We start from the raw sequence: 25,403 nt of genomic DNA on the forward strand, positions 1-25,403 counted from the left end.
CTGTTCGGCGTTAAGCGATGGGCAACCGGTGGGGTGGTGGAATGCGGGTCTTGGGGGCGTGCGACGGAAGGGCGCGTCCCGAGTCCGATTCGTTGCCCGATCCTGCCCCAATTGCGGCGAGCGGAAAGCCGATGACATCAGGACGCGCCTTCGCCTCACTTCACCCCAAGACATGATCGAGCGTATAGATCGTCCTGCGCCGATCGCGCCGGCGGAACAGCAATGACGAATCGGGAAACAGCATGGTGACACGATCCAAGGCGGCTCAGAACCTTGCAGCGATGCGGCGTCGGGGAACGGTCCTGACGACTCTCGCAGCCGCCACCGTGCTGGCGCTGGCCGGATCCGAGGCCGCTGCGCGGCAGGCGCGTCCGGCGCCGGTGACCGAGGCGACGGCGCCGCGCGCGCATGGCGATCCGATCATGGCGATCGTGTCGATCAAGGCGCAGAAGGTGACGTTCTACGACGCCGATGGCTGGATCTGGCGCGCGCCGGTCTCGACCGGCGTCTCCGGCCGCGAGACGCCGGCCGGCGTGTTCGCCATCATCGAGAAGGACAAGGACCACCACTCGACGCTCTACGACGATGCCTGGATGCCGAACATGCAGCGCATCACCTGGAATGGTGTGGCGCTGCACGGCGGGCCGCTGCCTGGCTATGCCGCCTCGCATGGCTGCGTCCGCATGCCCTATGGCTTTGCCGAGAAGCTGTTCGACCGGACCTGGATCGGCATGCGGGTGATCATCGCGCCGGGTGACCCGGCGCCGGTCGAGTTCTCCCATCCCGCCTTGTTCGTACCAAATGCGCAGGCGCTCGCCGCGGTGCCGTCGCGGGCCGCGACGCTTGGCCACGAAGCCGAGGACGCCGCCAAGAGCGCCGACGAGGCCAAGGCGGCGGCCGCCGCGGCCGAGCGCGAGGCCAAGGCGCTGAAGACGTCCTTGCGCAAGCTGGAGCAGGCCAAGGCACGCGCCGAGGCCGAGCTCAAATTCGCCGACAGGAAGCTGGCTGCCGCCAAGACCGATCAGGCCAGGACGCTGGCCGAGGATGCGAAGCAGAAGGCCGCCGCCAAGGCGACCGACGCGGCAGCGCAGCTCGAGGCCGCGAAGTCGGACGCGACCGTGAAGCTCGCAGCGGCGACCTCGACCAAGGACGCCGCCAAGGCGGCGGCGGCCAGGAAGACCGAGACGAGCAAGACCGCGACCGACGCCAGGCTCGCGACCGAGCCGGTCTCGGTCTATATCAGCCGGTCGACGCAGATGCTCTATGTCAGGCGCAACACGCACAAGCCGGCCCCCGATGGCGGCGGCGAGGTGTTCGACACCTCGATCGAGGCCCCGGTGACCATCCGTGATCCCGACCGGCCGATCGGAACGCATGTGTTCACCGCGGTGGCGCAGGACGGCGCGGGGCTGCGCTGGACGGCGGTGACCATCGACGACGGCGACACCGCCAAGGACGCGCTCGACCGCATCACCATTCCGAAGGACGTGCTCGACCGCATCGCGCCGACGGCGGTGCCGCGCTCCTCGATCATCGTCTCGGACGAGCCGCTGTCGAGCGAGACCAACTACCGGACCGAGTTCGTGGCGGTGCTGAGCAACCAGCCGCAGGGCGGCTTCATCACGCGGCGGCCGACGACCAATGCCGATGTCGTCGCCAGCGGGGACGAATATGACGACGGCTTCGGCAGCTTCTTCCAGCGCAGCTGGGATGGCCAGCCCGTCGCGGCTCCGCGTCGTCGCGGGCCGCCTCCGACCTACTACCGGCCGGTGCAGCCGGGCTGGTGGTGACCAGCCGGGCTGATGCCTGACCGCGATTCGCGGGTCAGGCCGGGTGGCACTTCAAATCAGTTGCGGCCTGCGGGGAGGACGCCGGGCCACTGCATCAGGAAGGGCTGCGGCTCGTGCTGCGCCTCGGCCGCGCGCGCTACGCGCCTGACACGGTGAGGCCTGCGGGAGATCGAGCTGGTCGCTTCGCGCGCGGTCTCGATGCGCGCCAACTGCTGACGCATCTCGCCGGTGGAGGTCCGGAGCTGCTCGATGGACATGTCGCTGTTCGCGGCGGCGGTGCGCAGCCCGCTCAGCTCGGTCGCCGCATCTTCCTGGGCGCCGCGGAGGCGGACCGCCTGGCGCTTCAGCAGCGCGAGATCGGACTCGATCTTGTCGGCCGTATCGCGGCGGCGCGCCTCGGTCTCGTCGGCGGCGGTGCGCAGAGTGGCCAGGCCGGTCTCGGTCGTGGTGAGGCTGGCGCGCAATTGCATGAGCTCGCCGGAGGTGTCGCTCTGGCGGTCGCGCAACTGGGCGGTCTCGGCCTTGAGCTGGGCCAGCTCCGATGTCAGCGTGGCGACGCGGGTCTCGAGCGAAGGCGCTCCGTTACCGAAGGAGAAGCTGTTGGCGCCGCCGCTGCTCCACCACATCGCGCCGGCGCTGGCAACGAGCGCCAGGCTCAGGACAATTCGTAGAGAGGCCGTGCCGCTGCTCGGCGGGGCGTCCGGCGTCTTGGTGGATCTGCGCATCGACGGGGTCTCCGGGATTTGATGGAGACAATTATGATCATATTAAGGTTGCCAATGTTCTAAGCGCGCCGCGCCGGTGGAACATTTCATCCACGTAGTTTTGCGGAATGCGGTCCCGGCGCCGAGCTGCAAGGCCGTGCGGTGCGCGCTGCTGCACGTCGGTCTCGCGGCGCGCGTCGTGAACGTGGTCGGCGGTGCAGAACGGTGCAGAGGCGGGAGCAGCGGTGGTCCGGGGCGGATCGTTCGCACACAAAGCAGATGTGCCGGAAAAAGACTTCGTGCCTCCGTGCGATCATGCTCTAAATCGCGCATGTCCCACATTCCGCCCACCGCCGCACCGCCGGCATTCGACGCGCTCGCCGGGGCCATCAGGAATCGCCGCTCGGTCTATGGCCATATCAGCGGGCTCAGGATGGACCGCTTCGCGCCCGGGGAAGCCTGGTCGACCCTGCCTTATCGTCCCGTGTTCGTCGGCGACAGCGAGACCGGCGTCATCCATGGCGGCGTGGTCACGGCGATGCTCGACGAGAGCTGCGGAATGGCGGTGCAGCTCGCGCTCGACGGCAGCCGGGCGATCGCCACGCTCGATCTGCGCATCGACTATCAGAAGCCGGCGACCCCCGGGCTCGACATCAAGGCGCATGCCGTATGCTTCCGCGTCACGCGCTCGATCGCCTTCGTGCGCGCCACCGCCTATCAGGAGGAAGAAAGCGAACCGGTCGCGACCGCGACGGCCTGTTTCATGATCGGCGCCAACCGCACCAACATGCTGACCGATCGCCCGGCGTTCACCGGCGCGCCGCCACCGCTCGAGGCGCCTGAGGATCCGACGGGGCCGTTCGCCACCAGTCCGTTCGCGCGCTGTCTCGGCATTCGTCTCGCCGAGAACGAGACGCTGATGATGCCGTTCTCGCAGCAGATCATCGGCAATCCCGTGTTGCCGGCGATCCACGGCGGCATGACCGGCGCATTCCTCGAAACCGCGGCGATCATCACCGTGATGCGCGAGCTCGGCGCGTCGGCGCCGCCGAAGCCGATCGGCCTCACCATCAACTATCTCCGTTCGGGGCGCGCGCTCGACAGCATCGCGTCGGCGTCGATCGTCAAGCAGGGCCGCCGCGTCGTCGCCTTCGAGGCCCGCGCCTGGCAGGACGATGATACGAAGCCGATTGCCACCGCATTCGGGCATTTCATGCTGCGGCAGGCGCCGGGGCAGGAGCAGGACTGAGGCTTGGGTTTGCACGACCGCCGCCGCGCGCTTGGCGCTCACGGCGTGCGCAGGATCTTGTCCATCGCCTTTCCGCGCGCCAGCTCATCGACCAGCTTGTCCAGGTAGCGGATCTCGCGCATCGTCGGCTCCTCGACGTCCTCCACGCGGACGCCGCAGACCACGCCCTTGATCAGGGAGCGCGCCGGATTCATGGCCGGCGCCCGCGTAAAGAAGGTCTCGAAGTCCGTCTGTCGGTCCACCTCGGCGTCGAGCTGTTTCTGATCGTAGCCCGTCAGCCAGCAGATGATCTGATCGACCTCGGCCTTGGTTCGTCCTTTCTTTTCCCCCTTCGCGACGTAGAGCCGGTACACGCTCGCGAAGCTCGTCGTGTAGATGCGGTGTTTCGCCATGAGTGCTCCCTGTCCGTCATTGGTATCATGATGCAGCCCCTTCGTGCACCGGGGAAACCGGAGCGCTAGCCCGGCAGGAACATCGGAAACGACACTCCGAGCGACCACGCCAGGATCAGGCCGAGACCGATGCCCTCGGCCATCGGCGAGCCGGTCCGGCGGCCGACGCAGCCGCCGATCAGTCCGAACACGACGAAGAACAGCACGATCACCGGGACGATGATGAGCAGGAAGAACAGCCGCCTGAAATCGAGCGCGACCGCGCCGCCGAGCGAGGCCAGTAACGCGGTCCGGATCCACACCGTGCGCCACAGCGCGGCGTGCCCGCCCTGGTTGGCGATGCTGTCGGCCAGCATGCAGGGCACTGCGCCCACGGCGATCGCCGCGATGATCGGCAGGCGGGCGGCGATCGGCATGAACGAGGCGACGTAGCGGTCGAGCGCGCCACCGAAACCGAAGATGCCATAGGCGGCCAGCACCAGCGCCGCGAGCCGGGCTACGCGGCCGAAGCGAACACCCTGCATGCGCAGCAGCGACAGCGACAGCGCGCCGTATACGAAGAGATGAACGGCGAGGTAGTCGGCGACGAGCACGGGCAGGAAATGCGTGTCGACGAATCGCAGCACGACCGGAGTGACTGCCGCGGGCACGAGCGTGGCGATCGCAAGCTGACGCGGCGGAATCGAAGGCGGCGGCGCATCGCCCTTCGGCAGCAGCGCGGCCAACGGCCAGGCCAACAGTACGATGCCGGCCAGCAGCAGCGCGATCGGGCCGCCGGTCGCCGTCACCGGCCCGCTGCTGGTGCGCCCGAACACGCGATCCAGCCAGTCGCGCGCCTCGCGCAGCGCGGTCGTCGAATACAGCACGCTCACGTGTTCGACTCCGGGCGCGACGACGGCGCGGCGTCCGCCGTTGTCCGCGGGATCGCCCACGGTGTCGCCCTCGCGCGCGGCGGGATCGGCGAGCCGGAGGTTACGCAGCGCGTCCCTGCGCAGGGCCGTCTCCCATTCGCCGGTGATGATCAGCAGATTGCGCGGCGCGCTCGGCGTGACGGCCTCGGAAAACATCGAGATCGCCACCGTTGCCCTGATCCGTGGGTCGGCCAGGGCCTGGCGTACGATGATGTCGGAAGCCATCGAGTGCCCGAGCAGGGCCACCCGGCCGTCATTGCCCGGCAGGGACAGCGCGGCGTCGGTGACGCGGCCGATCTCGCTCATCAGCTTCCTCGTCGTGCCGTCGATGCGGGTGACGTCGCCCGACATCGGCGTCGGATTGCGGCCATGCCCCTCGAAATCGAACGAGACCGCGACATAGCCGGCGCGCGCCAAGGTCAGCGCATAGGCTTCCATGAATTGGCGCGAGCCCGCAAAGCCGTGGGCAATGACGACGACGGGCGACGCAGCCGCTCCGTCGCGCCGATAGACGGTGACGGGAGTGGAGCCCGCCTGCAGCGGGGTGATCGAGATGCCCATGCGCTCGGCTTCGAGGCGCCAGAGTCCGGCGACGCAGAGCGCGAGGCCGGCAAGCGCTGCAGCCAGCAGGGCTGCCCCGCGCAAACCGATGGCGTCCCGTCTGCGCGTCGCAGCGTCCATGATCGGCTCCGTTTGCAGCCGAAACTAGCGCAGGAATGTGCGCCATAACAACGACGGCGCAGGCGAGCGGCGTGGCCGCGATCGAACGAAACGCACGCCGCTTCGTTGACAACGCCGCCGCACCGATATTCGGTGACCCCCGTTTGGCGGCGACAAGGAGGATGCATGAAACCGGAAGTCATCTGCCTGATGGCGTCGAGCGTCGACGGCCGCACGTTGCCGAGCCGCTGGCGTCCGAAGGGATCGGGCGATCTGTTCGAGCAGGTGCATGACCAGCTCGGCGGCGACGCCTGGCTGATCGGCCGCGTCACCGGCCAGGAATTCGCCAAGGGCTCGGCCTATCCCGCCGAGACCACCGAGCGCTTCCCGCGCACCCATTGGATCGCGCGACGCGGTGCCAAGGCCTACGGCATCGTGCTCGATCCCCATGGCAAGATCTGCTGGGGCCGCTCCGACATCGGCGGCGATCCGATCGTCGTCGTGCTGACCGAGGCCGTGTCCGATGCGCATCTCGCGGGCCTGCGCGGCGAGGGCGTGTCCTATGTTTTCGCTGGGCAGGCGAAGCTCGATCTTTCGCGCGTGCTCGACATCGTCGCGCAGGAGCTCGGCGTGAAACGGCTGCTGCTCGAAGGCGGCGGCGGCGCCAACGGCGCGTTCCTGCGCGCCGGTCTGGTCGACGAGTTCAACCTCGTTCTGTGTCCGGCGGTGGATGGCGCCAAGGGGGCGCCCAGCGTGTTCGATTCGACGGAAGCCGAGTCCGGCATGCGCGCGCCGATCACGGCGATGACGCTCGAAAGCAGCACGGCGCTGGAGGGCGGCGCGCTGTGGCTGCGCTACAAGATCACCAACGGCTCGGCCATGCCGGCCCAGGCAAGTCATGGCTGAGCGGCCAATGCACATCATCATCGTCGGTGCCGGTGCCGCAGGCCTGATGGCGGCGCGCGAGCTGGCCCGCGCCGGCCAGCGGGTGACGCTGCTGGAAGCGCGTGCCCGCTGCGGCGGACGCATCCATCCGCTGCCCGCGAGCAGGTTCGGATATCGCGCGGATGCCGGCGCGGAATTCATCCATGGCGAGGCGCCGGTCACCCATTCGCTGATGGCGGAGGCGGGGCTGGCCTCGACGCCGGTCGATGGCGCGCGCTGGTACGTGACGGACGGCGCGTTCTTGCGCGACGATCCCGCCGATCGGCAGATGCGCCAGTTGCACCGCGTGGCGCGGCAACTCGACGAGGACATGACCGTGACGGCGCTGCTCGACCGGCATTTCGCCGGTGCGGAGTTCGCCGCCCTGCGCAAATCCGTGCTCGGGATGGTGCAGGGCTATGACGCCGCCGATCCTGGCCGTGCCAGCGTGTTCGCGCTGCGCGACGAATGGATGGGCGGCGAGCGCGGCGCTCAGGCGCGCATCGTCGGCGGCTACGCGGCGCTGCTCGATCATCTCCTGGCGGAGTGCCGGGCGCATGGCGTGGCGATGCAGCTCGAGGCGGTGGTGCGCGCGGTGGAGAGCGCCGATGATGGTGTCGTCGTGCGCTGCGCCGACGGCCGCGCGCAGCGCGGCGATCGCGTCATCCTGACCGTGCCGCTGCCGCTGCTGCGAACCATCGCGCTGCCGCCTTCCATGCGTCCGCAATTGGCCGCCGCCGAAACCATCGGCTTCGGCAACGTCATCAAGCTGCTGCTGCGCTTCGAGCGGCGGTGGTGGCGCGAGGCCCGGACGGAGGATCTTTCGGACATGCTGTTCGTGCTGTCCGATGCCGACGTGCCGGTGTGGTGGACGCAGCATCCGAACGATGACGCGGTGCTGACCGGCTGGCTCGCCGGGCCGCCGGCCGCTGCCTTCGCTGCGTGCGACGAGGACGCGCTGATCGAAAGAGGGCTTTCGGCGCTCGCGGACATCTTCTCACGACCCGTGGGCTCCCTGAAGCGGCAGCTCGTCGCGTCGCATGTCACGGATTGGGCGAAGGATCCGTTCGCGCGCGGCGCCTATTCCTACGCGACGCTGAAATCCCGCGAGGCGCAGGACACGCTTTCGCGCCGGGATGGCGGACGGGTGCTGATCTCCGGCGAGGCGTTGTATCGCGGCCGCGACATGGGAACGGTCGAGGCGGCGCTGGCGAGTGGGCAACGGACGGCGCGGCGCATCCTCGCGATGTGAGCGTGCCGTGTCCATCGTTGCGCCGTCCTGCCCGCGGAGCTAGCATTCGAACGACATCATCGATGAGGATCGCCATGCTCGACCACGTCGGCTTCCCCGTTTCCGACTTTGCCCGCGCCAAGGCGTTCTATGCGGCGGCGCTGGCGCCGCTCGGCTACGTTCTGATGATGGAGATCACCGACGCGCAGACCGGCGGCCACGGTGATCACGCCGGCTTCGGCGACGGCCGTCCGGATTTCTGGATCGGCACCGGCGGAACGGCCGCGACCTCGACGCATGTCGCGTTCCACGCCAAGGATCGCGCCACGGTCGATGCATTCTATCAGGCGGCGATCGCGGCAGGCGGACGCGACAACGGCGCGCCTGGACTGCGGCCGCATTATCACGAGAACTATTACGGCGCGTTCGTGCGCGACGCCGACGGCAACAACATCGAGGCGGTGTGCCATACGCCGGGGTGAGGGCCGCTCACCTCTCGGGATGAGTCACGCCATGATGGGCATGTGCTCGGCCGCAGCGGCGAGGCTCGGCGCGACCACGATCTCTAGCTGCTGGCGCAGCCAGCGGTGCATCGGATCCTCGTGGTGGCGCAGGTGCCAGACCATGTACATCGGCATCGCCGGGCAGGGGACCGGCACCGGCGCGACCGCGAGGCCGCGCAGCATGTAGGCGCGCAGCAGGCTCGGCAGGGTCGCGATCATGCGGCTGCCGCGCAGGAACGGCCCGATGCCGCCGAAGCCGGGAACCTGCGCCGCGAAGCGCCGGACGATGCCGCGTTCGGCGAGGACCTCGTCGATGTCGAGCCGGCGTCGCGGCTCGTACAGCACGGTGACATGGTCGCTGGCGAGATAGTCTTCCAGGCTTTCCGGCGGCTCGCGCTGGCCCGCATCGTAGAACACGCGATAGCTGTCCTCGAACAGCCGCTTCTGCAGGATGTCGCTGCCCTCGGGCGGGCGCGGCGTGATGATCAGCTGGCAGTGTTCTTCGCGCAGCATTTCCGGCACCGGTGCGCCTGAAGGGATCACCCGCAGGCTGAGGCCCGGCGCCTGCGCGCGGGCGTAGCGGAGCAGGGACGGCAGCAGCAGGTCGCGCTGCAGATCATTGGCCGCGATCGTCACCTGCGCGGAGATTTTCGCCGGCTCGAACGCGGCGGTGTGCGAGAAGCTCCGGAGATCGTCGAGCAGCGCGCGGGCGCGCAACGCCAGGAGCTGCGCATGCGCGGTCGGCACGATGCCGCGGCCGGACTTCACGAACAGCGGATCGCCGGTGATCGCGCGCAGCTTGTCGAGCAGATGGCTGACGGCCGACTGCGTGACGCCGAGCCGCTGCGCGGCGCGCGTCACCGAGCCTTCCTCGATGACGGCGAGCAGCAGCTGCAGCAGGTGGCCGTCGAGGTCCAAATGATCGAATTGGCTCATGGATCAGATCGGCCGCGCGGCCTTTATCGGGGATGTCTGTCGGCGATACTGGCGGCACGAACCGGCGCCGCGTTTGATCCAGATCAAGCGTGGTCGTCGTAACACGAACAGGGGAGGCGACGATGTCCGCCACGTCAGCCCGGCAGCCCGTGCCCGGCACCACCATCTTCGACGGCGAGCAGGCGCGCAAAGGCTACGCGCTCAACAAGATGTGCTACTCGTTCAACGATGCCGCCAACCGCAAGGCCTTCGTCGCCGACGAGGACGGCTATTGCGCCAAATATGGCCTCAATGCCCAGCAGCGCGCGGCGATCAAGAACCGCAACGTGCTCGAGCTGATCGAGGCCGGCGGCAACGCCTACTACCTCGCCAAGTTCGCCGGCATCTTCGGGCTCGACATGCAGGACATCGGCGCGCAGCAGACCGGGCTGACGAAAGAGCAGTTCAAGGCCAAGCTTCTGGCGGCGAGGGGGTAATCGTCATGGCAAAGATCGTCGGCTGCATCACCACCTCCCACGTTCCGGCCATCGGCGGCGCAATCGCCAAGGGCCTGCAACAGGATCCGTATTGGAAACCGTTCTTCGACGGTTTCCCGCATGTGCGCGAATGGCTCGCCAAGGTGAAGCCGGATGTCGTGGTGCTGGTCTACAACGACCATGGCCTGAACTTCTTCCTCGACAAGATGCCGACTTTCGCGATCGGCGCGGCCGACAGCTACAGCAATGCCGACGAGGGCTGGGGCATTCCGCAGACCGCGCCGTTCAAGGGCGACAGCGAATTGTCGTGGCACCTGATCGAGCATCTGGTGAAGGAGGATTTCGACCTCACGACCTGCCAGGAGATGGTGGTCGATCACGCCTTCACCCTGCCGATGGCGCTGTGCTGGCCGGATCAGAAATGGCCGGTGCGGGTGGTGCCGGTCGTCGTCAACACGGTGCAGGCGCCGCTGCCATCGGCTGCACGCTGCTACAAGCTCGGTCAGGCGCTGGCGCGGGCGATCGAATCCTGGCCTGGGGATGAGCGCGTCGTCGTGATGGGCACCGGCGGCCTGTCGCACCAGCTCGACGGCGAGCGGGCCGGCTTCATCAACAAGGATTTCGATGAGAAGTTCATGGCCAGCATGATCGACGATCCCTCGTGGGCGACGAAGTATTCGACCACCGAGCTGGTCGAGCTGTCGGGCACGCAGGGCGTCGAGTTGCTGAACTGGATGGTGGCGCGCGGCACCTTGCCGGAGAAGGTCCGCAAGGAGCATTCCAACTATCACATCCCGATCTCCAACACGGCGACGGGACTGATGGTGCTGGAGCCGGTGTAGCGGCTCTTGCGGGATCCTGGTGCGGACGGTGATGACCGAGAGCCGTTCCGCCAATGACCATCACGCGGTACGGGTCCCGGCGCAAGGCCGGGACGACAGCAGTGTGTTTGGCTCGACTAGGCCGCATCAACGGTGTCGTCCCGGCGAACGCCGGGACCCATACCGCGGATGCTATCGAGGAACGTCGCTATCAGTCGCCTGTCTCATCGCGACCCGACGTTAGCAGTCTTGGCTAAAGGCCGGGACGACAGCAGATGTTTTGGATGAGGGGAGTATGGTTTCTCAACCGACGCTTCCCGCGTGGCTGCCCCTCTCCCTGTGAAGAACGGGGAGAGGGAGCGCACCGTCTGCACGGCGCGAGCACGGATATCAATTCCGGCTGCTACGCCTCCGCTTCTGGCTGATGTTGATGTCAGCTCGCCGCGCCGTCGTCGTCGCCCTGGATCTCGGCGATGGCGCGGGTGAGGATGTCGCTGACGCGCTTGGCCTCGTCCTCGCTCCAGCCGGGGCGGTGCATCTTGAGCGCCATCTTCAGCGTCTGCACGCTCTGCAGCACCTGCTCCGGCGGACGCATGCCGCCCATAGTGCGGGCCATGATGCGCAGCCGGCTGAGCAGACCTTCGATCGCCGCCTCGTCGTCCTTCAGCGCCTGGCGTCCGGCGTCGGTGATCGCGAACAGCTTCTTGCCACCCTCGCTTGAGGCGGCTTCGATCTGGCCCATGTCCTCGAGCAGATTGAGGATCGGATAGACCGAGCCCGGGCTCGGCGAATAGGCGCCGCCGACCAGCTGCTCGACCGCCTTGATCAGCTCGTAGCCATGGCGCGGCTTCTCGCCGATCAGCCACAGCAGCAGGCTGCGCAGGTCGCCGGGGCCGAAGAAGCGCCCGCCGCCACGTCCGAATTCCTCGCGCCCGCCACGGCGACCGTCCCGTTCGAACAGGCCGGGACCGCGATGGCGGCCGAATCCGGGGCCGCGCCCGCTGAGCCGGATGTCCTCGCAGGTCTCGCCGAAGCCATGCCGCTCATGCCGTCCGCGTTGCGCCCAACCGCGCTCTTCGTCGTCGCGGCGAGAAGGTCCGAATTTCCAATGATGATGTCTCATACGATATGATCTCCCGTTCGTACAAACGATATATCGTTTACGTATATCGTTTGTCAATGCCGGGCTGCTCGATTGTAGGGTCTTCGCCTAAGCTTCTGATATTTCGTTGTTTTGTAAGCCGTTTAAGGAGCGGCTGTCGCCCCGGCAGCCTGGGCCGGCGTCTCGTGCGCCGTACCCCGATGGGCGATCAGCGCATAGGCGACGGGGACCACGAACAGCGTGAACAGGGTGCCGATGGCGAGCCCGGTGGCGATCACCAGCCCCATGTTGAAGCGCGACACCGCGCCGGCGCCGCTCGCGGCGATCAGCGGGATCACGCCGAGCACCATTGCCGCCGTGGTCATCAGGATCGGGCGCAGGCGGACGGTGGCCGCGTCGATGATCGCCTCGGTGCGGCCCTTGCCGTGTTCGCGCAGCTCGTTGGCGACCTCGACCATCAGGATGCCGTGCTTGCTGACGAGGCCCATCAGGGTGACGAGGCCGACCTGGGTGTAGATGTTGATGCTGGCGCCGCCGATGCCGAGGCTGATGAAGATCAGCGCGCCCGCCAGCGACATCGGCACCGACACCAGGATGATGATCGGATCGACGAAGCTGTTGAACAGCGCGGCGAGCGCCAGGAAGATGATGATCAGCGCGAACACGAAGGTCGTGACGAAGCCGCCGGATTCCTGCATCAGCTGCCGCGACGCGCCGCCATAGTCGATCGAGTAGCCCGAGGGCAGCGACTTCGCGATCTCCTTCAGGGTGGCGAGCGCGTCACCCATCGCGATGCCCGGCATCGCCACGCCGGAGATGGTCGCCGCGTTGATCTGCTGGAAGTGGTTGAGCGACTCGGGGATCGTCTTGCGCTCGAGCCGGGCCACGGTCGACAGTGGCACCATGGCGTTGCCGCTGGTGCGGATCGAATAGTCGAGCAGCTGCGTGTCGGTGAGGCGATCGTTCTGCCGGACCTGCGGGATCACCTTGTAGGAGCGGCCCTCCAGGCTGAAATAGTCGAGATAGTTGCCGCCGAGCATGGTCGCGAGCGCGCCGCCGAGATCGCTCATCTTGAGGCCGAGATCGGCGGCCTTGTCGCGGTCGAACACCACGGTGGTCTGCGGCTTGTCGATCTTCAGGTCGCTGTCGAGGAAGATGAACCTGCCGCTCGCCAGCGCCTTGGTCATGAAATCCCGCGACACGTCGTTGAGCTCGTTGAAGGACCCCGTGGTGCCGATCACGAACTGGACCGGCAGGCCGTTGCTGCCCGGCAGCGGCGAGGGCTGGAAGGCGACGGAACGGGCGCCGGCGATGCTGTTCAAGAGCTGCTGGAATTCCGGCTGCAGGGTCTTGGTCGTCGCCTTGCGCTGATCCCACGGCTTCAGCACCCAGCCGCCGATCGCCTGCGTCGGGGTGTCGATCTGGAATACGGTGCGTGTCTCCTGCCGCTGCGCGATCAGGCCGTAAAGCTGCTGGCCGTAGAACTGGCGCTGCTCGAGCGTGGCCGAGGGCGCGGAATTCGTCAGCGACAATACGATGCCCTGATCCTCGTCCGGCGCGAGCTCGCTGGTGGAGCTGACATAGAGCCAGGGGATCATCGCGAGCAGCAGCAGCGCGAACACCACCACTACCGGCTTGGTCGCGAACACACTTTCCAGCCCGCGGCGATAGCCGTGGGCGAGACGTTCGAGCACGCGGTCGATGGTGCGGACCAGCCGAGCCTCCAGCGTCGTGGCATCGCGCTCGGTCCGGCGCAGCAGCCAGGCGCAATTCATCGGCGACAAGGTCAGGGCGATCACCGCCGAGACGGTGACGGCGCCGGCGAGGGTGAAGGCGAATTCGGTGAACAGCGCGCCGGTGAGGCCGCCCTGGAAGCCGACGGGCACGTACACCGCAATCAGAACCACGGTCATCGCGATGATCGGGCTCGCCAGCGCCCGCGCCGACTGGATCGCCGCCTCGACCGGCGGCACGCCCTCGTCGATCAGGCGGTGCACGCTCTCGACCACGATGATGGCGTCGTCGACGACGAGGCCGATCGCGAGCACCAGGGCCAGCAGGGTCAGCAGGTTGATGGAGAAGCCCATCAGCAGCATCAGGCCGAAGGTGCCGATCAACGACAACGGAATGGCGATCACCGGGATCAGCACCGAGCGCCACGAGCCTAAGAACATGAAAACCACGACGATCACGATCCCGATGGCCTCCACCAGCGTGTGGATCACCTCGTCGATCGACGAGTTCACGAAGTCGGTGGAGTCGTAGAGGATCTCGCTGGTGATGCCGTTCGGCAATTGCCGCTGCAGCTCCGGATAGACCGCCTTCACGCCGTTGATGACGTCGAGCAGGTTCGCGGTCGGCGCCACCTGGACGCCGATATAGACCGCGGTCTTGCCGTTGAAACGCGTCGCGCTGTCGTAGTCGTCATTGCCGAGCGTGACATTGGCGACGTCGCGCAGGCGGATGATGGCGCCATTGACCTGCTTGACGACGAGGTTGCGGTATTGCTCCAGCGAATGCAGGTTGGTCGCGGCGGCGAGGTCGACCTGCACGAGGCGGCCCTTGGTGGTGCCGAGCCCGGAGATGTAGTCGTTGCCCGACAGCGCCGTCGACACGTCGGTCGCCGTCAGGCCATAGGCCGCGAGCTTGTCGGGATCGAGCCAGGCGCGCAGCGCGAACTTCTTGGCGCCGAGCAATTCGGCGGTCTGCACGCCGGAGACCGCCTGCAGCTTCGGCTGAACCACGCGCGTCAGATAGTCGGTGATCTGGTTCGGCGCCAGCACGTCGCTGGCGAAGCCGATATACATCGCGTCGATGGTCTGTCCGACCTTCAGGGTCAAGGTCGGCTGCTGCGTGCCGGTCGGCAACTGGTTCAGCACCGAGTTCACCTTGGCGTTGATCTCGGTCATCGCCTTGCCGGAATCGTAGTTGAGCCGCAGGTTCACCGTGATGGTGCTGCTGCCGGTGACGCTGGTCGACGTCATGTAGTCGATGCCGTTGGCCTGGGCGATCGCATTCTCCAGCGGCGTGGTGATGAAGCCGGCGATGATATCGCTATCGGCGCCGGCATAGGCCGTGCTGACCGTGACGATGGCGTTCTGCGTGCGCGGATATTGCAGGATGGCGAGCGTCGTCATCGAACGCAGGCCGAGCACGAGGATCAGCGCGCTGACCACGAGCGCCAGCACCGGCCGACGGATGAAGATGTCTGTGAAGCGCATGGGCGGGCTCTGAAGGTCGGAGGCTTTTCGCGAATTACTGATCGACGACGTCAGGCGCGGCCTCGGCGACCGGGACGTGCGAGTTGTCGATTCTCACCGGGCTGCCGTTGCGCAGCTTGATCTGGCCCGCGATCACCACCGTCTCGCCCGGCTTGATGCCGTCGGTGATCGCGATCCGGTCGCCCTTGGCCGGCTTGCTCTTGACGAAGGTCTGCCGCGCTCTGCCCTGGCCGTCCTTGAGATCGTCGACGACATAGACGAGGTCGCCGTAGGGATTGCTGACGACAGCCGTCAGCGGCAGGGTGACGAGCTGCTCGGGCTGTCCGGTCGCGATCTCGACCTTGGCGAACATGCCCGGCAGCAGCCGCGCCGCCGCGTTGTGCAGCGTGGCGCGGACCTGGACGTTGCGGCTGGTGGAATCGACCTTGGCGTTGATGGCCGAGATCTGGCCGGCGAAACGCTCGGCAGGGAAGGCATCGACCACGATGGTGATGTCCTGGCCGATGCGGATGTCGGCGAGCGATTGTTGCGGCAGATAGAAGTCGACGAAGATGGGATCGAGGCTCTGCAAGGTCACGATGGTGGTGCCCGCGCTGAGAAATTGTCCGAGATCGACGGCGCGGATGCCGAGGCGGCCGGCGAACGGCGCCTTCAGGGTCTTCTGCTCGACGACCGCCTTCTGCTGCGCGACCAGGGCCTGCGCGTTCTTCAGGTTGGCGCGGTCGCTGTCGAGCGTCGCCTGGCTGACGGCGTTGAACTTGATCTGCTCCTCGTCGCGCTTGACGACGATGGCGTTGTTCTCGGCGGTCGCCTGCAGCGATTGCAGCTTGGCGACGTCGTCGGTGGCGACCAGTTGCAGCAGGGACTGGCCGGATTCGACGGCATCACCCGAATTGAACTGGATGCTCTGTACGATGCCCGAGACCTGCAGTGACAGATCGGCGCCGTTAACGGCGCGCAGCGAGCCGACTGCGGTGAGATTGGAGCGCCACGGCGCGTTCGCCGCGACCGTGGTCGAGATCGTCTGCGGCGGGTTCGCCATGGCGCCGATCGCCTTGGCGATCATGATGCCCTTGAAGGTCTGGAAGCCGTACAGGCCGCCGAACAGAGCGGCCATGGCGGCCAGCATGATGACCATGCGCTTCTTCATTACATTGCTTCCTGGGTCGTACGATTGGGACCGGCGAAATAGCCGGGATTGGCGCGCGGCAGCGCCGCCGGTGTCTCGTCCTGCCGATTCCACCAGCCGCCGCCGAGCGCTTGGAACAGCGCCGCGGTGTCGGTGAAGCGCGTGGCCTGCGACTTGATGCGGGAGACCCGGGCGTTGAGATAGGATTGCTGCGCGGTGATGACGTTGGCGTAGGGAACGGCGCCGGTCTTGAACTGCTCGACCGACATTGCAAGGCTGTCGGCCGTGGCCTTCTCGGCGGCGGCCTGCGCCTTCAGCGCCTCGGCGTCGTACTGGATGGCGCGCAGCGAATCCGCGACGTTCTGGAACGCCGTGATGACCGTGCTCTTGTAGAGCGACAAATCCTGCTCGAACGTGGCGACGTCGGCCTCCTTGGTGTGGTACAGCGTGCCGCCGTCGATCAGCTTCTGGCTGACGCTCGAGGCGGCATCCCATACCAGCGTCGTCGGCGAGAACAGCCGCTCCGGCCCGCTCGCGCCGTAGCTGCCGGACAGCGTCACCTGCGGCAGCAGGTTGGCGATCCCGACGCCGACGGTCGCAGTCGCCTGGTGCAAGGTCGCCTCGGCCTGCCGGATGTCGGGACGCTGCCGGACGAGCGACGAGGGCAGGGAGACCGGCAGCTTGCGCGGCAGCTTCAGCTCCGCGAGCGTCACGTGCTCGCCGCGGTCCTGGCTCGGCAGCCGGCCGAGATAGGCCATCAGTTGATTGCGCTGTTGCGCCAGTTGCTTCTGCAGTGGTGCCAACGTCGCCTTGGCCTGCGCCAGCGTTGCCTCCTGCGCCAGCACGTCGGATTTGGAGATCGCGCCGACGTCGAACTGGCGCTGGATGCGGCCGAGCTGATCGGTCTCGGCCCTGATGATCTCCTCGGTCGCCGCGATCTGGTCGCGCAGCGAGGCGTCGGTGATCGCGGCGGTCACCACATTGGCGGTCAGCGCGAGATACGTCGCCTCCATCTTGAACCCCTGGTAGTCGGCCTGGGCCTGCAGCGCCTCGACCTGACGCCGCGTACCGCCCCATAGGTCGAGCGCGTAGCTGACGCTGACGGAGCTACCGTAGAGCGTGTAGAGCGACGTCTGGCCAGGCCATTGTCCCTGCTGCGTGCTGGAGGCCTGCGTACGCTCGGCCGACCCGCTCGCGCTCAGCTGCGGAAACAGCGCGCCCTGCTGCGACAGAGCGTTCTCGCGCGCAGCACGCAGCGCCAATTGTGCGGCCTCGATGTCCGGGTGGTTGCGAATCGCCTCCTCGACGAAGGCGTTGATCTGCCGGGAATGAAACAGCGCCCACCAAGTGCCGGGCAGATCGCCTCCGGGCGCGAAGCTCTGCACATTGCCGCCCGGTGTCGAGGCGTTGGCGGTCGCGGCGAGCCGACGTTCGGCCACATAACCGGTTGCGGCCGGCGCGTCGGGAGACATGAAGTCCGGACCGACGGCGCAGGACGCGAGCAGCATGCTCCAGCCGAGCAGGCCGAGCCGCAAGGGCAATGCGCTGCGTCTTGGGACTGGTCCCGAACAGCCGTGAAACAATTGGACATCATCAGACATGAAACTAAACCGTTTCGTTTTCTGTTGCTGACGATGCGTGGCGGTGCCGATCAGGTCAAGTCACGTTGATGACAGGACGGGCTTGCTCACACCTTGACGTCTCGGGCACCGTCCGCGCGGCGTCGGTGCCCGCCTGCGCCGGACTCGCGCATGACAGTTCTGCGACGAACCCCGAGAACGCCGCTGCTCGTCCCGTATTGGCGGGGGCCGACGTCGCTCGTCATAATGATCGGGAGAGCTCTGCTGCCGAGCCCATGTTGTCGCGAAGCAGCGCGCAGATCGCGCGCAAGGTCGTAACTGAGCCGGCCCGCAGAGCGAGCCGGCTCCACGCGATGACCGCGGTCGTCAGGACGGCATCGAGGATGCGACCACCGGCTTCGACGGCACGCTGCGCGCGCGGCTCGGACGCCGGAGCCGGCGCTGCGTCCAGATCAGCACGCCGGTGACCAGCAGCGCGAACAGCGCGACCGAGATCAGCACGTTGGCCGCGCTGCCGATCAGCGACCAGTTGCCTTCGTGCAGCAGGCGCGGCCAGTTGCGCGGCAATGCGGAGAGCCCGTCGGACGTGACCGCATAGGCCCTGAGCTCATCGTCCTCGATGATCCTCGCCATCATCCGCCCGCCGCGATTGCCGATCGAGTTCACCGACGACAGGTCGTGGTCCCTGGAGACGATGCTGACGGCCTCAGGCAGCGAGATGCGCTTGGCCGCTGCGGGCGGCGCGCTGCCTGCGAAGGTGAGGCCGAGCTCGAGGCAGAGTCCGGTGAGCGGGCTGAGCAAAATCAGCGGCAGCGTGAACCAGGCCGTGCCCTTGTGCCAGCCGGACAGCGTGTTGCGTAGCCGCGGCAGTCCCATCAGGATGCCGATGATCATGATGCCGACCATGGCGACGGTCGAGATCAGGGTGAGGCCGGGGATTCCGATCAGATGCTCGTGGGTCCTGCGCGCCCACGAGAAGACGCTGGCCATCGCCGGCCTCTCGACCGCGGCGCCGGTCGTCATGTCGACCTCGGTGCCTGGCACCCCCTGCAAGGTCAGGTGCTGCATGGAGGCGTCGATTGACAGGCCGCGTGCCTTGCCGTCGGGATCGTACTGCTTGATCAGCGCGACCACGCGCGCCGGATCGACGCTGTGCGGCTTGACGGCGGCGACCTGTGCCATCGGCTCGAAGGAGAGGATCATCCCGGTCACGATGATGACAAGCAATGGCAGCGCGAAGACGAGGCTGATCCAACGGTGAAGTTTGAGCAGAAGCTGCTTGTTCATGATCGTCTCCGATTGATCGTCTCGCGCACCGTGTCATGCGGGACCGGTGGTCCTCAGGCGCTTGCTCCGTGAACGTTTCTGATCGTTCTTGCTGGACGACGCGGGGATATCGACACGTCGTCCGCTGCGCTTCATTAGCTGAGCACAGCAGCGAGACGAAAGAAGACAACTATTAATTTTAGGTCATGCGCCGTTTGATCGGCGTCAATGCGGCGAGACTCGCTTCACGTCTGCTTCAATGATTTCAATTTGCATCAGATGCCGTCATGACGCCATCGAGCACCTCGCGCAGGCGCGTCGCGTCCAAGCCATTCTCCCACCTCGCGATGACGATGGTGGCGACCGCGTTACCTATCAGGTTCGTCGGCGTCAGCCCCTGCGACATCAGCCGGTGAATGCCCAGCACCAAGGCGACACTGGCAACCGGAATCGTTCCGGTCGCGGCCAGCGTTGCGGCCAGCACGACGAAAGCGGCGCCGGCGATGCCGGCTGCGCCCTTCGACGTCACCAGCAGGATCAGCAGCAGCCCGATCTGGTGACTGACGTCGAGATGCGTGTTGGTCGCCTGCGCCAGGAACACCGCGGCGGTGGCGAGGTAGAGGCAGGTGCCGTCGAGATTGAACGAATAGCCGGTGGGGATGACGAGACCGACGATGCTGCGTTCGCAGCCGGCGGCTTCGAGCTTCGCCAGCATGCGCGGCAGCACGGTCTCCGATGACGTGGTGGCGATGCAGACCAGCACCTCGTCCCTGAGGTAGCGGATCAGCTTCCACAGGCTGAAGCCGGTGAAGGCGGCGATCGGTCCGAGCACGGCGGCGATGAAGATCAGGCAGGTCAGGTAGAAGCTGCCGAGCAGCAGGCCGAGCTTGGCGAGCGAGCCGATGCCGAACTTGCCGACGGTGAAGGCGATTGCCCCGAAGGCGCCGAGCGGCGCTGCCCACATCACGATCCGGACGACGCCGAAGATCATCTGCCCGGCGACCTCGATCACGTCCGTCACCGGCTTGGCGCGATCGCCGAGCCAGATCAGCGCAAAGCCTGACATCACCGAGATGAACAGCACCTGCAGGATATTGCCCTCGGCAAAGGCGCCAACGAAGGTCTGCGGGATGATGTTGAGCAGGAACGGCACGAAGCCGACCGCAGCGGTCTGCTTGACATAGGGCTCGATCGTTGCGGAGTTGATCGTTGCCGGGTCGACGTTCATGCCGACGCCGGGTTGAAACAGGTTCACCGCGGTCAAGCCGATGATCAGCGCCAGCGTCGTGATGGCCTCGAAATAGATCAGCGCCTTGATCGCGACGCGGCCGACCTTGGCCATGTCGGCCATGTGGGCGATGCCGTTGACCACCGTGCAGAAGATGATCGGCGCGATCAGCATCCGGATCGCCTTGATGAAGGCGTCGCCGAGCGGCTGCATCTGGGCGCCGAGATCCGGCTTGATGGCACCGAGCAGGATGCCCGCTGCCATCGCGATCATGACCTGGACCCAAAGCTCCTTCCACCAGCCTCGGCGGGCGCCTGGCTTGCTGTCGGCGGTGAGGGTCGTGGCGGTCATGATCGGTCCTGTCGCTGAAAGGTTCGAAGTCGCAGCTGGCGGTGACTCAGCTCTTGGGCTCGAACTTGAACAGCCGTTCGGGATTGCTGACAAGCAGCTTTCGCTGCATGGCCGGATCCGGGGCGTAGAGTGGGATCAGATCGACCAGATCGCCGTCATTGGGCATGATCTTGACGTTCGGATGCGGCCAGTCGGTGCCCCAGATGACGCGATCCGGCGCGTTGTCGATCAGCTTGCGGGCGAACGGGACCGCGTCGTGGAATGGGGGGCCGGAGGCCGAAGCGCGCTCGGGACCGGTGATCTTGATCCAGCACTTGTCGTCGCTCGCCTGCAGGTCGAGCAGCGCCTTGAACCCGGCATCGTCGATCCCCTTGGCGGCGCTGATCGTGCCCATGTGGTCGATCACATAGGTGACCGGCAGCGCCTTCAGGATCGGCACGAATTCCTGGATCGTTCCGGCCTCGAGATAGATGTCGACGTGCCAGCCGATCGCCGCGACGCGGTCCACGAGGCTGCGGAAGACGTTCATGTCGCCGACGCCGCCGAGGCGGCGGAGGAAGGCGAACCGGCAGGCGCAGATGCCGGCCTTGCCGAGCGCCGCGAGGTCGGCATCGGACATCGCCGCATTGATGTTGGCGACGCCCTTGTAGTTGCCGTTGCTCTGCGCGATCGCATCGGTCACGACCCGATTGTCGGTGCCGTGGACGGTGGCGTTGACGATGACGGCGCGCTCGACGCCGATCTTGGCGTGCAGCGCCCGGAACATCTCCAGCGATGCGTCGGGCGGCGTGTAGGGGCGGGTGGGCGAGAACGGATAGGTCGCGGCCGGTCCGAAGATATGGGTGTGGGTATCGACGCTGCCCGGTGGCGCCCTGAAGCTTGGGGTCTTCGGTGCCGGATCCGGCCCGGCGATGTTGGGGATCTTGGCCTCTTCGGCGGAGAGTTGCGCGGGGACCGCGCCGAGCACGCTCGCCGCTCCCAGTCCGGCCATGGTGGCCAGCAGGTCTCGTCTCAACATCAGAGCGTCCTCCTCGGGATGGCCGCGGTCACGGCAGGCGTCGCCTGCCAGGCGCCGGCATCGTTCGTGTTTGCTATCGTCACGCCACAATGGCGAGGTCAGGCGACATTTCAACGTGGCGTCGTGATCATGAGTGCTCCGGATCCGGAGCCGGCGGATCGCTGTGATCCCGGTCGTTCCCGATCGAGGATCTTGCAGCCTCTGCGGCACGACAAGAAGCATTGGGTGAACGGACAGTTCGCTTGCTTGGACAATGCTCCGCAGTCCAACTGCCAACGTTGCCGAGACCCTCCGTTCGAGCTGCGTTGCAGCGCGGCTGGGCGAGATCGGCTGCTCTTCAACCAGTCTGCGAGAAGGCCGCGTGAGCGCGCAGATCCGCGGAATTGTTCGTGCGACGGAAAGGTGAGTTGCATCAACGACATGGCGTGCGTTTTGGTCATGCGCCGGCAGCTTCAAGCGCCGTTGTGAAGACCGCATGCGCAATGCTATGCGACAACAAAGAGAGCGTGCGGCCGCCGAGACGCTGCGCGCTGTCAGCGCACAGCAACATCGGGCAAAGGAAACACCATGGTCGACGCGCTCATCATCGATGCCTGCAGGACGCCACGCGGTATCGGCAAGGCCGGCAAGGGCGCGCTCGCCGGGCTGCATCCGCAGCATCTCGGCGCCACCGTGCTGCGTGCGCTGGCCGAGCGCACCGGCATCGACACCGGCGATGTCGACGACATCATCTGGGGCTGCTCGTCGCAGCGCGGCCCGCAGAGCGGCGACCTCGGCCGCATGTCGGCGCTCGATGCCGGCTACGACATCCGCGCCTCCGGCGTCACGCTCGACCGCTTCTGCGGCTCCGGCATCACCAGCGTCAACATCGCCGCCGCCTCGATCATGGCAGGGCAGGAGGATCTCGTCGTCGCCGGCGGCTGCGAGATGATGTCGATGGAGGGCCGGCGCGGCGAGGGGCCGCTGATGATGGATGCCGGCAATCTGCATCTGCGCGCGCTGCACCCGCAGTCGCACCAGGGCGTCTGTGCCGACGCCATCGCCACGATGGAAGGCATCACCCGCGCCGACGTCGACGCGCTCGGGCTGGAGAGCCAGAAGCGCGCGGCGGCGGCGATCGCTGCCGGCCACTTCAAGAAGAGCCTGGTGCCGGTACGTCGCGAGGACGGCAGCCTCGCGCTCGACCACGAAGAATATCCCAGGCCGCAGACCACGGCGGAGGCGCTCGCCGGGCTGAAGCCGGCGTTTCCGGCGATCGCCGACTACGCGCTTGACGAGAAGGGCACGACCTATCGCAACCTGATCCTGCAGCGCTATCCCGACCTCGAGATCGACTTCGTCCATCACGCCGGCAACTCCTCGGGCGTGGTCGACGGTGCGGCAGCGATCCTGCTGGCGTCGCCGTCTTATGCCAAGGCTCATGGTCTGAAGCCGCGGGCACGCGTCGTGGCGATGGCCAACATGGGCGACGACCCGACCCTGATGCTGAACGCCCCGGTGCCGGCGACGCGCAAGGTGCTGGCCAAGGCCGGGCTCAAGCTTGATGACATCGACCTGTTCGAGATCAACGAGGCGTTCGCCGTCGTCGCCGAGAAGTACATCCGCGACCTCGAGCTCGATCGCGCCAAGGTCAATGTGAACGGCGGCTCGATCGCGCTCGGACATCCGATCGGCGCCACCGGCTCCATCCTGATCGGGACGCTGCTCGACGAACTCGAGCGGCGCGATCTCAAGCGCGGCCTGGTCACGATGTGCGCGGCCGGTGGCATGGCACCCGCGATCATCATCGAGCGGGTCTGAACGGTCGATCTCCTCGATTTGAGTTGCACGCGCCCGTTGCGGAGTCTCCCGTGGCGGGCGCCGTCGTTTTAAACTTGGGCTGCTTGTGACCTCAGCGGTGCCGCGCGGAGGCGTAGGATCGCGCGGGCCGCGGCGGTTCCACTTTCCGGACCGGTCAACCACGTTTCGACTGGACAGGAATTCGCGCTTGTTCCGCTAGTTGCGACAGGTTATTGCCACGGCGAGGCCTCATCGTAGAAGAAATGGCTCTCCGTGCTGTCGACGCTGTCGCATATCATCGATCGCAAGGCTTCGAACCGGGTGGTCACGCGGCTGCGGGCCCTGCTGCGCAGCAACGAGTTCTACCTGATACCGCTGGCGCTGGTGATCGGCGTCGCGACGGGTGCGATCGTGACGGTGATGAGCCTGATCGCGCAGGTCGCGCATGTGGTCATCTATGGCATTCCGATCGATGTCCGGCTCAGCGCTCATACCTGGGTCAACCCGGCGGTCGCGCTGATCGCACCCGCCTGCGGCGGCCTCGCGCTCGGGATCATGGAATGGCTGCGGCGGCGCTGGAAGATCGCGGCCGCGGTCGACCCCGTCGAGGCCAATGCGCTGCGCGGCGGACGGCTGTCGATGCGGGACAGCATCGTGGTGAGCGGCCAGACCCTGGTCTCCAACGGCTCCGGCGCGTCGGTCGGGCTTGAGGCCGGCTACACCCAGATCGGCGCCGGCGTCGCCTCGCTGCTCGGGCAGTATCTCACACTCCGCCGCAACGATCTGCGCCTCATCCTCGGCTGCGGTGCGGCGGCAGCCATTGCGGCCGCCTTCGGCGCGCCGATCACCGGCGCGTTCTATGCCTGTGAGCTGATCGTCGGCGTCTACTCCGTGGGCAGCGCGGCGCCGATTCTGGCGGCGTCGCTGGCAGGTGCGCTGACCTCGCAATATCTCGCCGGCGCGCCGTATTCGCTGGAGATCGCCAAGGTCGGCGCGGTCGGCTTCGAGCAATATATCGCGCTGTTCGTGCTGGCGCTCCTCGTCGCCGGCATCGGCATCGTGGTGATGCGCGCCTCGCCGGCGGTCGAGCGGCTGTTCGTCCGCATCCCGGTCTGGCTGCGCCCGGTGATCGGCGGGGTCTGTGTCGGCGCCATGGCGATCGTGACGCCGCAGGTGCTGGCGGCTGGCCACGGCGCGATGCTGCTCGATCTGCATCGCGAGATGGCGGTCGGCATGATCGCCACCATCATCGTGCTCAAGCTCGCCGCCTGCCTGATCTCGCTGGCCTCGGGCTTCCGCGGCGGTCTGTTCTTCGCCTCGCTGTTCGTCGGCAGCCTGCTCGGCAAGCTGTTTGCGGGACTGCTCGCGCTGGCCGGCCTCGGGCTCGCGATCGACCCGCTGGTGGCGATGCTCACCGGCATGGCGACGCTCGGTGTCGCCATCGTCGGCGGGCCGCTGACGATGTCGTTCCTGGTGCTGGAAATGACCCGCAGCGTCGACGTCACGGCCGTCGTGCTGGGCGCCTGCATCGTGACGTCGGTGTGCGTCCGCGTCCTGTTCGGCCACTCGTTCTCGACTTGGCGACTGCATCTGCGCGGCGAGACCATCCGCAGCGCCAATGACGTCGGTTGGCTGCGCAACCTCACGGTCGAGCGGCTGATGCGCTCCGACGTCGCCAAGGTGCCGACCACGACCAGCATCGCGGCCTGCCGGCGCGAGTTCGCGCTGGGCACGCGCCAGGCGGTGGTGGTGGTGAACAACAGCGACGATTATTGCGGGCTGGTCTCCTTGCCCGATTTGTTCTCGGGCGAACTGGACTCCATTGCCGACGAGATCCAGGTGGTCGAGCTCGCTAAATATTTCGAGGTCGCGCTGTTGCCCGAAATGAACGTCAAGACGGCGATGAAGATCTTCGACGATTCCGGCGCGGAAGAGCTGGCGGTGCTGGAATCGGAGAACAGCCGCAAGGTGATCGGCTTCCTGACCGAGTCCTTCGCGCGCCGACGTTATGTCGAGGAGATCGACCAGGCGACGCGCGGTGTGCTCGGGGCGCTGTCGTGATCGCGTCCCATCGCCGCGACACGTGATCGCCGGTCCTCGACCGGGGTAGACTGCCGGCTGTTCGAGACGCG

General features: G+C 66.9%; 20 protein-coding genes. 9 read left to right on the plus strand and 11 right to left on the minus strand.

Going from position 1 to position 25,403, the window contains the following annotated elements; genetic code table 11:
* Window positions 1-242 precede the first annotated feature (242 nt).
* On the plus strand, window positions 243-1,790 hold the full coding sequence (locus ACQR1F_RS27145; protein ID WP_434898301.1) for a L,D-transpeptidase: 1,548 nt from the start codon (window positions 243-245) through the stop codon (window positions 1,788-1,790).
* 56 nt (window positions 1,791-1,846) lie between these two features.
* Here ACQR1F_RS27145 and ACQR1F_RS27150 read toward each other — a convergent pair whose 3' ends face one another.
* The gene (locus tag ACQR1F_RS27150; RefSeq protein WP_315802449.1) at window positions 1,847-2,515 is read right to left on the minus strand and encodes a hypothetical protein; all 669 of its coding nucleotides are present in this window, start codon (window positions 2,513-2,515) and stop codon (window positions 1,847-1,849) included.
* 310 nt (window positions 2,516-2,825) lie between these two features.
* On the opposite strand from ACQR1F_RS27150, the gene ACQR1F_RS27155 reads away from it, so the two are divergent.
* Entirely contained in the window at window positions 2,826-3,743 is a 918-nt protein-coding gene (locus ACQR1F_RS27155) for a PaaI family thioesterase (protein WP_434884464.1), read from the plus strand.
* Between the two features lie 38 nt (window positions 3,744-3,781).
* Here the strand turns inward: ACQR1F_RS27155 and ACQR1F_RS27160 are convergent, their stop codons facing one another.
* A complete protein-coding gene (locus ACQR1F_RS27160) occupies window positions 3,782-4,135 on the minus strand; it encodes a DUF2200 domain-containing protein (protein WP_315802451.1) in 354 nt (117 codons plus the stop codon).
* Window positions 4,136-4,200: 65 nt separating this feature from the next.
* The gene (locus tag ACQR1F_RS27165) at window positions 4,201-5,727 is read right to left on the minus strand and encodes an alpha/beta hydrolase (protein ID WP_434914175.1); all 1,527 of its coding nucleotides are present in this window, start codon (window positions 5,725-5,727) and stop codon (window positions 4,201-4,203) included.
* Window positions 5,728-5,892: 165 nt separating this feature from the next.
* Here ACQR1F_RS27165 and ACQR1F_RS27170 point away from each other — a divergent pair, with 165 nt between their 5' ends.
* The 3 genes from ACQR1F_RS27170 to ACQR1F_RS27180 all read left to right on the plus strand — a co-directional run bounded on the left by ACQR1F_RS27170 (window position 5,893) and on the right by ACQR1F_RS27180 (window position 8,343).
* On the plus strand, window positions 5,893-6,612 hold the full coding sequence (locus tag ACQR1F_RS27170; RefSeq protein ID WP_316218333.1) for a RibD family protein: 720 nt from the start codon (window positions 5,893-5,895) through the stop codon (window positions 6,610-6,612).
* On the plus strand, window positions 6,605-7,882 hold the full coding sequence (locus ACQR1F_RS27175; RefSeq protein WP_434914176.1) for a flavin monoamine oxidase family protein: 1,278 nt from the start codon (window positions 6,605-6,607) through the stop codon (window positions 7,880-7,882). Before ACQR1F_RS27170 ends, ACQR1F_RS27175 begins: the two co-directional genes overlap by 8 nt.
* Before the next feature lie 74 nt (window positions 7,883-7,956).
* Window positions 7,957-8,343, plus strand: a complete 387-nt coding sequence (locus tag ACQR1F_RS27180; RefSeq protein WP_434839743.1) for a VOC family protein — start codon at window positions 7,957-7,959, stop codon at window positions 8,341-8,343.
* 24 nt (window positions 8,344-8,367) lie between these two features.
* On the opposite strand, the gene ACQR1F_RS27185 is transcribed toward ACQR1F_RS27180, so the two are convergent.
* Window positions 8,368-9,300 carry a LysR family transcriptional regulator gene (locus tag ACQR1F_RS27185; protein WP_434839742.1) on the minus strand — a complete coding sequence of 311 codons (933 nt, stop codon included), beginning with the start codon at window positions 9,298-9,300 and terminating at the stop codon, window positions 8,368-8,370.
* Between the two features lie 122 nt (window positions 9,301-9,422).
* On the opposite strand from ACQR1F_RS27185, the gene ACQR1F_RS27190 reads away from it, so the two are divergent.
* Together ACQR1F_RS27190 and ACQR1F_RS27195 are read left to right on the plus strand one after the other, a co-directional pair.
* Window positions 9,423-9,776, plus strand: a complete 354-nt coding sequence (locus tag ACQR1F_RS27190) for a protocatechuate 4,5-dioxygenase subunit alpha (protein WP_315782786.1) — start codon at window positions 9,423-9,425, stop codon at window positions 9,774-9,776.
* Window positions 9,777-9,781: 5 nt separating this feature from the next.
* A complete protein-coding gene (locus ACQR1F_RS27195; protein WP_316239007.1) occupies window positions 9,782-10,618 on the plus strand; it encodes a class III extradiol dioxygenase family protein in 837 nt (278 codons plus the stop codon).
* Window positions 10,619-11,030: 412 nt separating this feature from the next.
* Here the strand turns inward: ACQR1F_RS27195 and ACQR1F_RS27200 are convergent, their stop codons facing one another.
* The 7 genes from ACQR1F_RS27200 to ACQR1F_RS27230 all read right to left on the minus strand — a co-directional run bounded on the left by ACQR1F_RS27200 (window position 11,031) and on the right by ACQR1F_RS27230 (window position 21,492).
* The gene (locus ACQR1F_RS27200; protein ID WP_315802458.1) at window positions 11,031-11,720 is read right to left on the minus strand and encodes a PadR family transcriptional regulator; all 690 of its coding nucleotides are present in this window, start codon (window positions 11,718-11,720) and stop codon (window positions 11,031-11,033) included.
* A 122-nt stretch (window positions 11,721-11,842) separates the two neighbouring features.
* Complete coding sequence (locus ACQR1F_RS27205; protein WP_434914177.1) at window positions 11,843-14,920, minus strand: efflux RND transporter permease subunit; 3,078 nt, start codon at window positions 14,918-14,920, stop codon at window positions 11,843-11,845.
* Between the two features lie 34 nt (window positions 14,921-14,954).
* Window positions 14,955-16,070: an efflux RND transporter periplasmic adaptor subunit gene (locus ACQR1F_RS27210; RefSeq protein WP_434914178.1), complete on the minus strand. Its 1,116-nt coding sequence runs from the start codon at window positions 16,068-16,070 to the stop codon at window positions 14,955-14,957.
* Window positions 16,070-17,650, minus strand: a complete 1,581-nt coding sequence (locus ACQR1F_RS27215) for an efflux transporter outer membrane subunit (protein ID WP_316183261.1) — start codon at window positions 17,648-17,650, stop codon at window positions 16,070-16,072. The genes ACQR1F_RS27210 and ACQR1F_RS27215 overlap by 1 nt, the downstream gene beginning before the upstream one ends.
* A gap of 345 nt (window positions 17,651-17,995) precedes the next feature.
* Entirely contained in the window at window positions 17,996-18,916 is a 921-nt protein-coding gene (locus ACQR1F_RS27220; protein WP_434893371.1) for a PepSY domain-containing protein, read from the minus strand.
* A gap of 244 nt (window positions 18,917-19,160) precedes the next feature.
* Complete coding sequence (gene dctA, locus ACQR1F_RS27225) at window positions 19,161-20,474, minus strand: C4-dicarboxylate transporter DctA (protein WP_316218340.1); 1,314 nt, start codon at window positions 20,472-20,474, stop codon at window positions 19,161-19,163.
* A gap of 46 nt (window positions 20,475-20,520) precedes the next feature.
* Complete coding sequence (locus tag ACQR1F_RS27230) at window positions 20,521-21,492, minus strand: amidohydrolase family protein (RefSeq protein WP_315802464.1); 972 nt, start codon at window positions 21,490-21,492, stop codon at window positions 20,521-20,523.
* A 567-nt stretch (window positions 21,493-22,059) separates the two neighbouring features.
* Between ACQR1F_RS27230 and ACQR1F_RS27235 the strand changes: the two genes are divergently transcribed.
* Window positions 22,060-23,292 (plus strand): acetyl-CoA C-acetyltransferase, encoded by a 1,233-nt coding sequence (locus ACQR1F_RS27235; protein ID WP_434914179.1) that lies wholly within the window; start codon window positions 22,060-22,062, stop codon window positions 23,290-23,292.
* Between the two features lie 252 nt (window positions 23,293-23,544).
* Window positions 23,545-25,332: a chloride channel protein gene (locus ACQR1F_RS27240; RefSeq protein ID WP_316218342.1), complete on the plus strand. Its 1,788-nt coding sequence runs from the start codon at window positions 23,545-23,547 to the stop codon at window positions 25,330-25,332.
* The last annotated feature ends 71 nt before the right edge of the window (window positions 25,333-25,403 follow it).

Origin of the sequence: Bradyrhizobium sp. HKCCYLS3013, assembly GCF_051167615.1 — a bacterium.
In the GTDB taxonomy this organism is placed as follows: domain Bacteria; phylum Pseudomonadota; class Alphaproteobacteria; order Rhizobiales; family Xanthobacteraceae; genus Bradyrhizobium.

Coding starts and splice junctions, on each gene's coding strand:
- ACQR1F_RS27205 (WP_434914177.1), bottom strand. CDS start 14,920: ATGCGCTTCACAGACATCTTCATCCGTCGGCCGGTGCTGGCGCTCGTG.
- ACQR1F_RS27230 (WP_315802464.1), bottom strand. CDS start 21,492: ATGTTGAGACGAGACCTGCTGGCCACCATGGCCGGACTGGGAGCGGCG.
- ACQR1F_RS27220 (WP_434893371.1), bottom strand. CDS start 18,916: ATGAACAAGCAGCTTCTGCTCAAACTTCACCGTTGGATCAGCCTCGTC.
- ACQR1F_RS27180 (WP_434839743.1), top strand. CDS start 7,957: ATGCTCGACCACGTCGGCTTCCCCGTTTCCGACTTTGCCCGCGCCAAG.
- ACQR1F_RS27170 (WP_316218333.1), top strand. CDS start 5,893: ATGAAACCGGAAGTCATCTGCCTGATGGCGTCGAGCGTCGACGGCCGC.
- ACQR1F_RS27210 (WP_434914178.1), bottom strand. CDS start 16,070: ATGAAGAAGCGCATGGTCATCATGCTGGCCGCCATGGCCGCTCTGTTC.
- dctA (WP_316218340.1), bottom strand. CDS start 20,474: ATGACCGCCACGACCCTCACCGCCGACAGCAAGCCAGGCGCCCGCCGA.
- ACQR1F_RS27235 (WP_434914179.1), top strand. CDS start 22,060: ATGGTCGACGCGCTCATCATCGATGCCTGCAGGACGCCACGCGGTATC.
- ACQR1F_RS27185 (WP_434839742.1), bottom strand. CDS start 9,300: ATGAGCCAATTCGATCATTTGGACCTCGACGGCCACCTGCTGCAGCTG.
- ACQR1F_RS27195 (WP_316239007.1), top strand. CDS start 9,782: ATGGCAAAGATCGTCGGCTGCATCACCACCTCCCACGTTCCGGCCATC.
- ACQR1F_RS27160 (WP_315802451.1), bottom strand. CDS start 4,135: ATGGCGAAACACCGCATCTACACGACGAGCTTCGCGAGCGTGTACCGG.
- ACQR1F_RS27150 (WP_315802449.1), bottom strand. CDS start 2,515: ATGCGCAGATCCACCAAGACGCCGGACGCCCCGCCGAGCAGCGGCACG.
- ACQR1F_RS27175 (WP_434914176.1), top strand. CDS start 6,605: ATGGCTGAGCGGCCAATGCACATCATCATCGTCGGTGCCGGTGCCGCA.
- ACQR1F_RS27215 (WP_316183261.1), bottom strand. CDS start 17,650: ATGTCTGATGATGTCCAATTGTTTCACGGCTGTTCGGGACCAGTCCCA.
- ACQR1F_RS27190 (WP_315782786.1), top strand. CDS start 9,423: ATGTCCGCCACGTCAGCCCGGCAGCCCGTGCCCGGCACCACCATCTTC.
- ACQR1F_RS27145 (WP_434898301.1), top strand. CDS start 243: ATGGTGACACGATCCAAGGCGGCTCAGAACCTTGCAGCGATGCGGCGT.
- ACQR1F_RS27155 (WP_434884464.1), top strand. CDS start 2,826: ATGTCCCACATTCCGCCCACCGCCGCACCGCCGGCATTCGACGCGCTC.
- ACQR1F_RS27165 (WP_434914175.1), bottom strand. CDS start 5,727: ATGGACGCTGCGACGCGCAGACGGGACGCCATCGGTTTGCGCGGGGCA.
- ACQR1F_RS27200 (WP_315802458.1), bottom strand. CDS start 11,720: ATGAGACATCATCATTGGAAATTCGGACCTTCTCGCCGCGACGACGAA.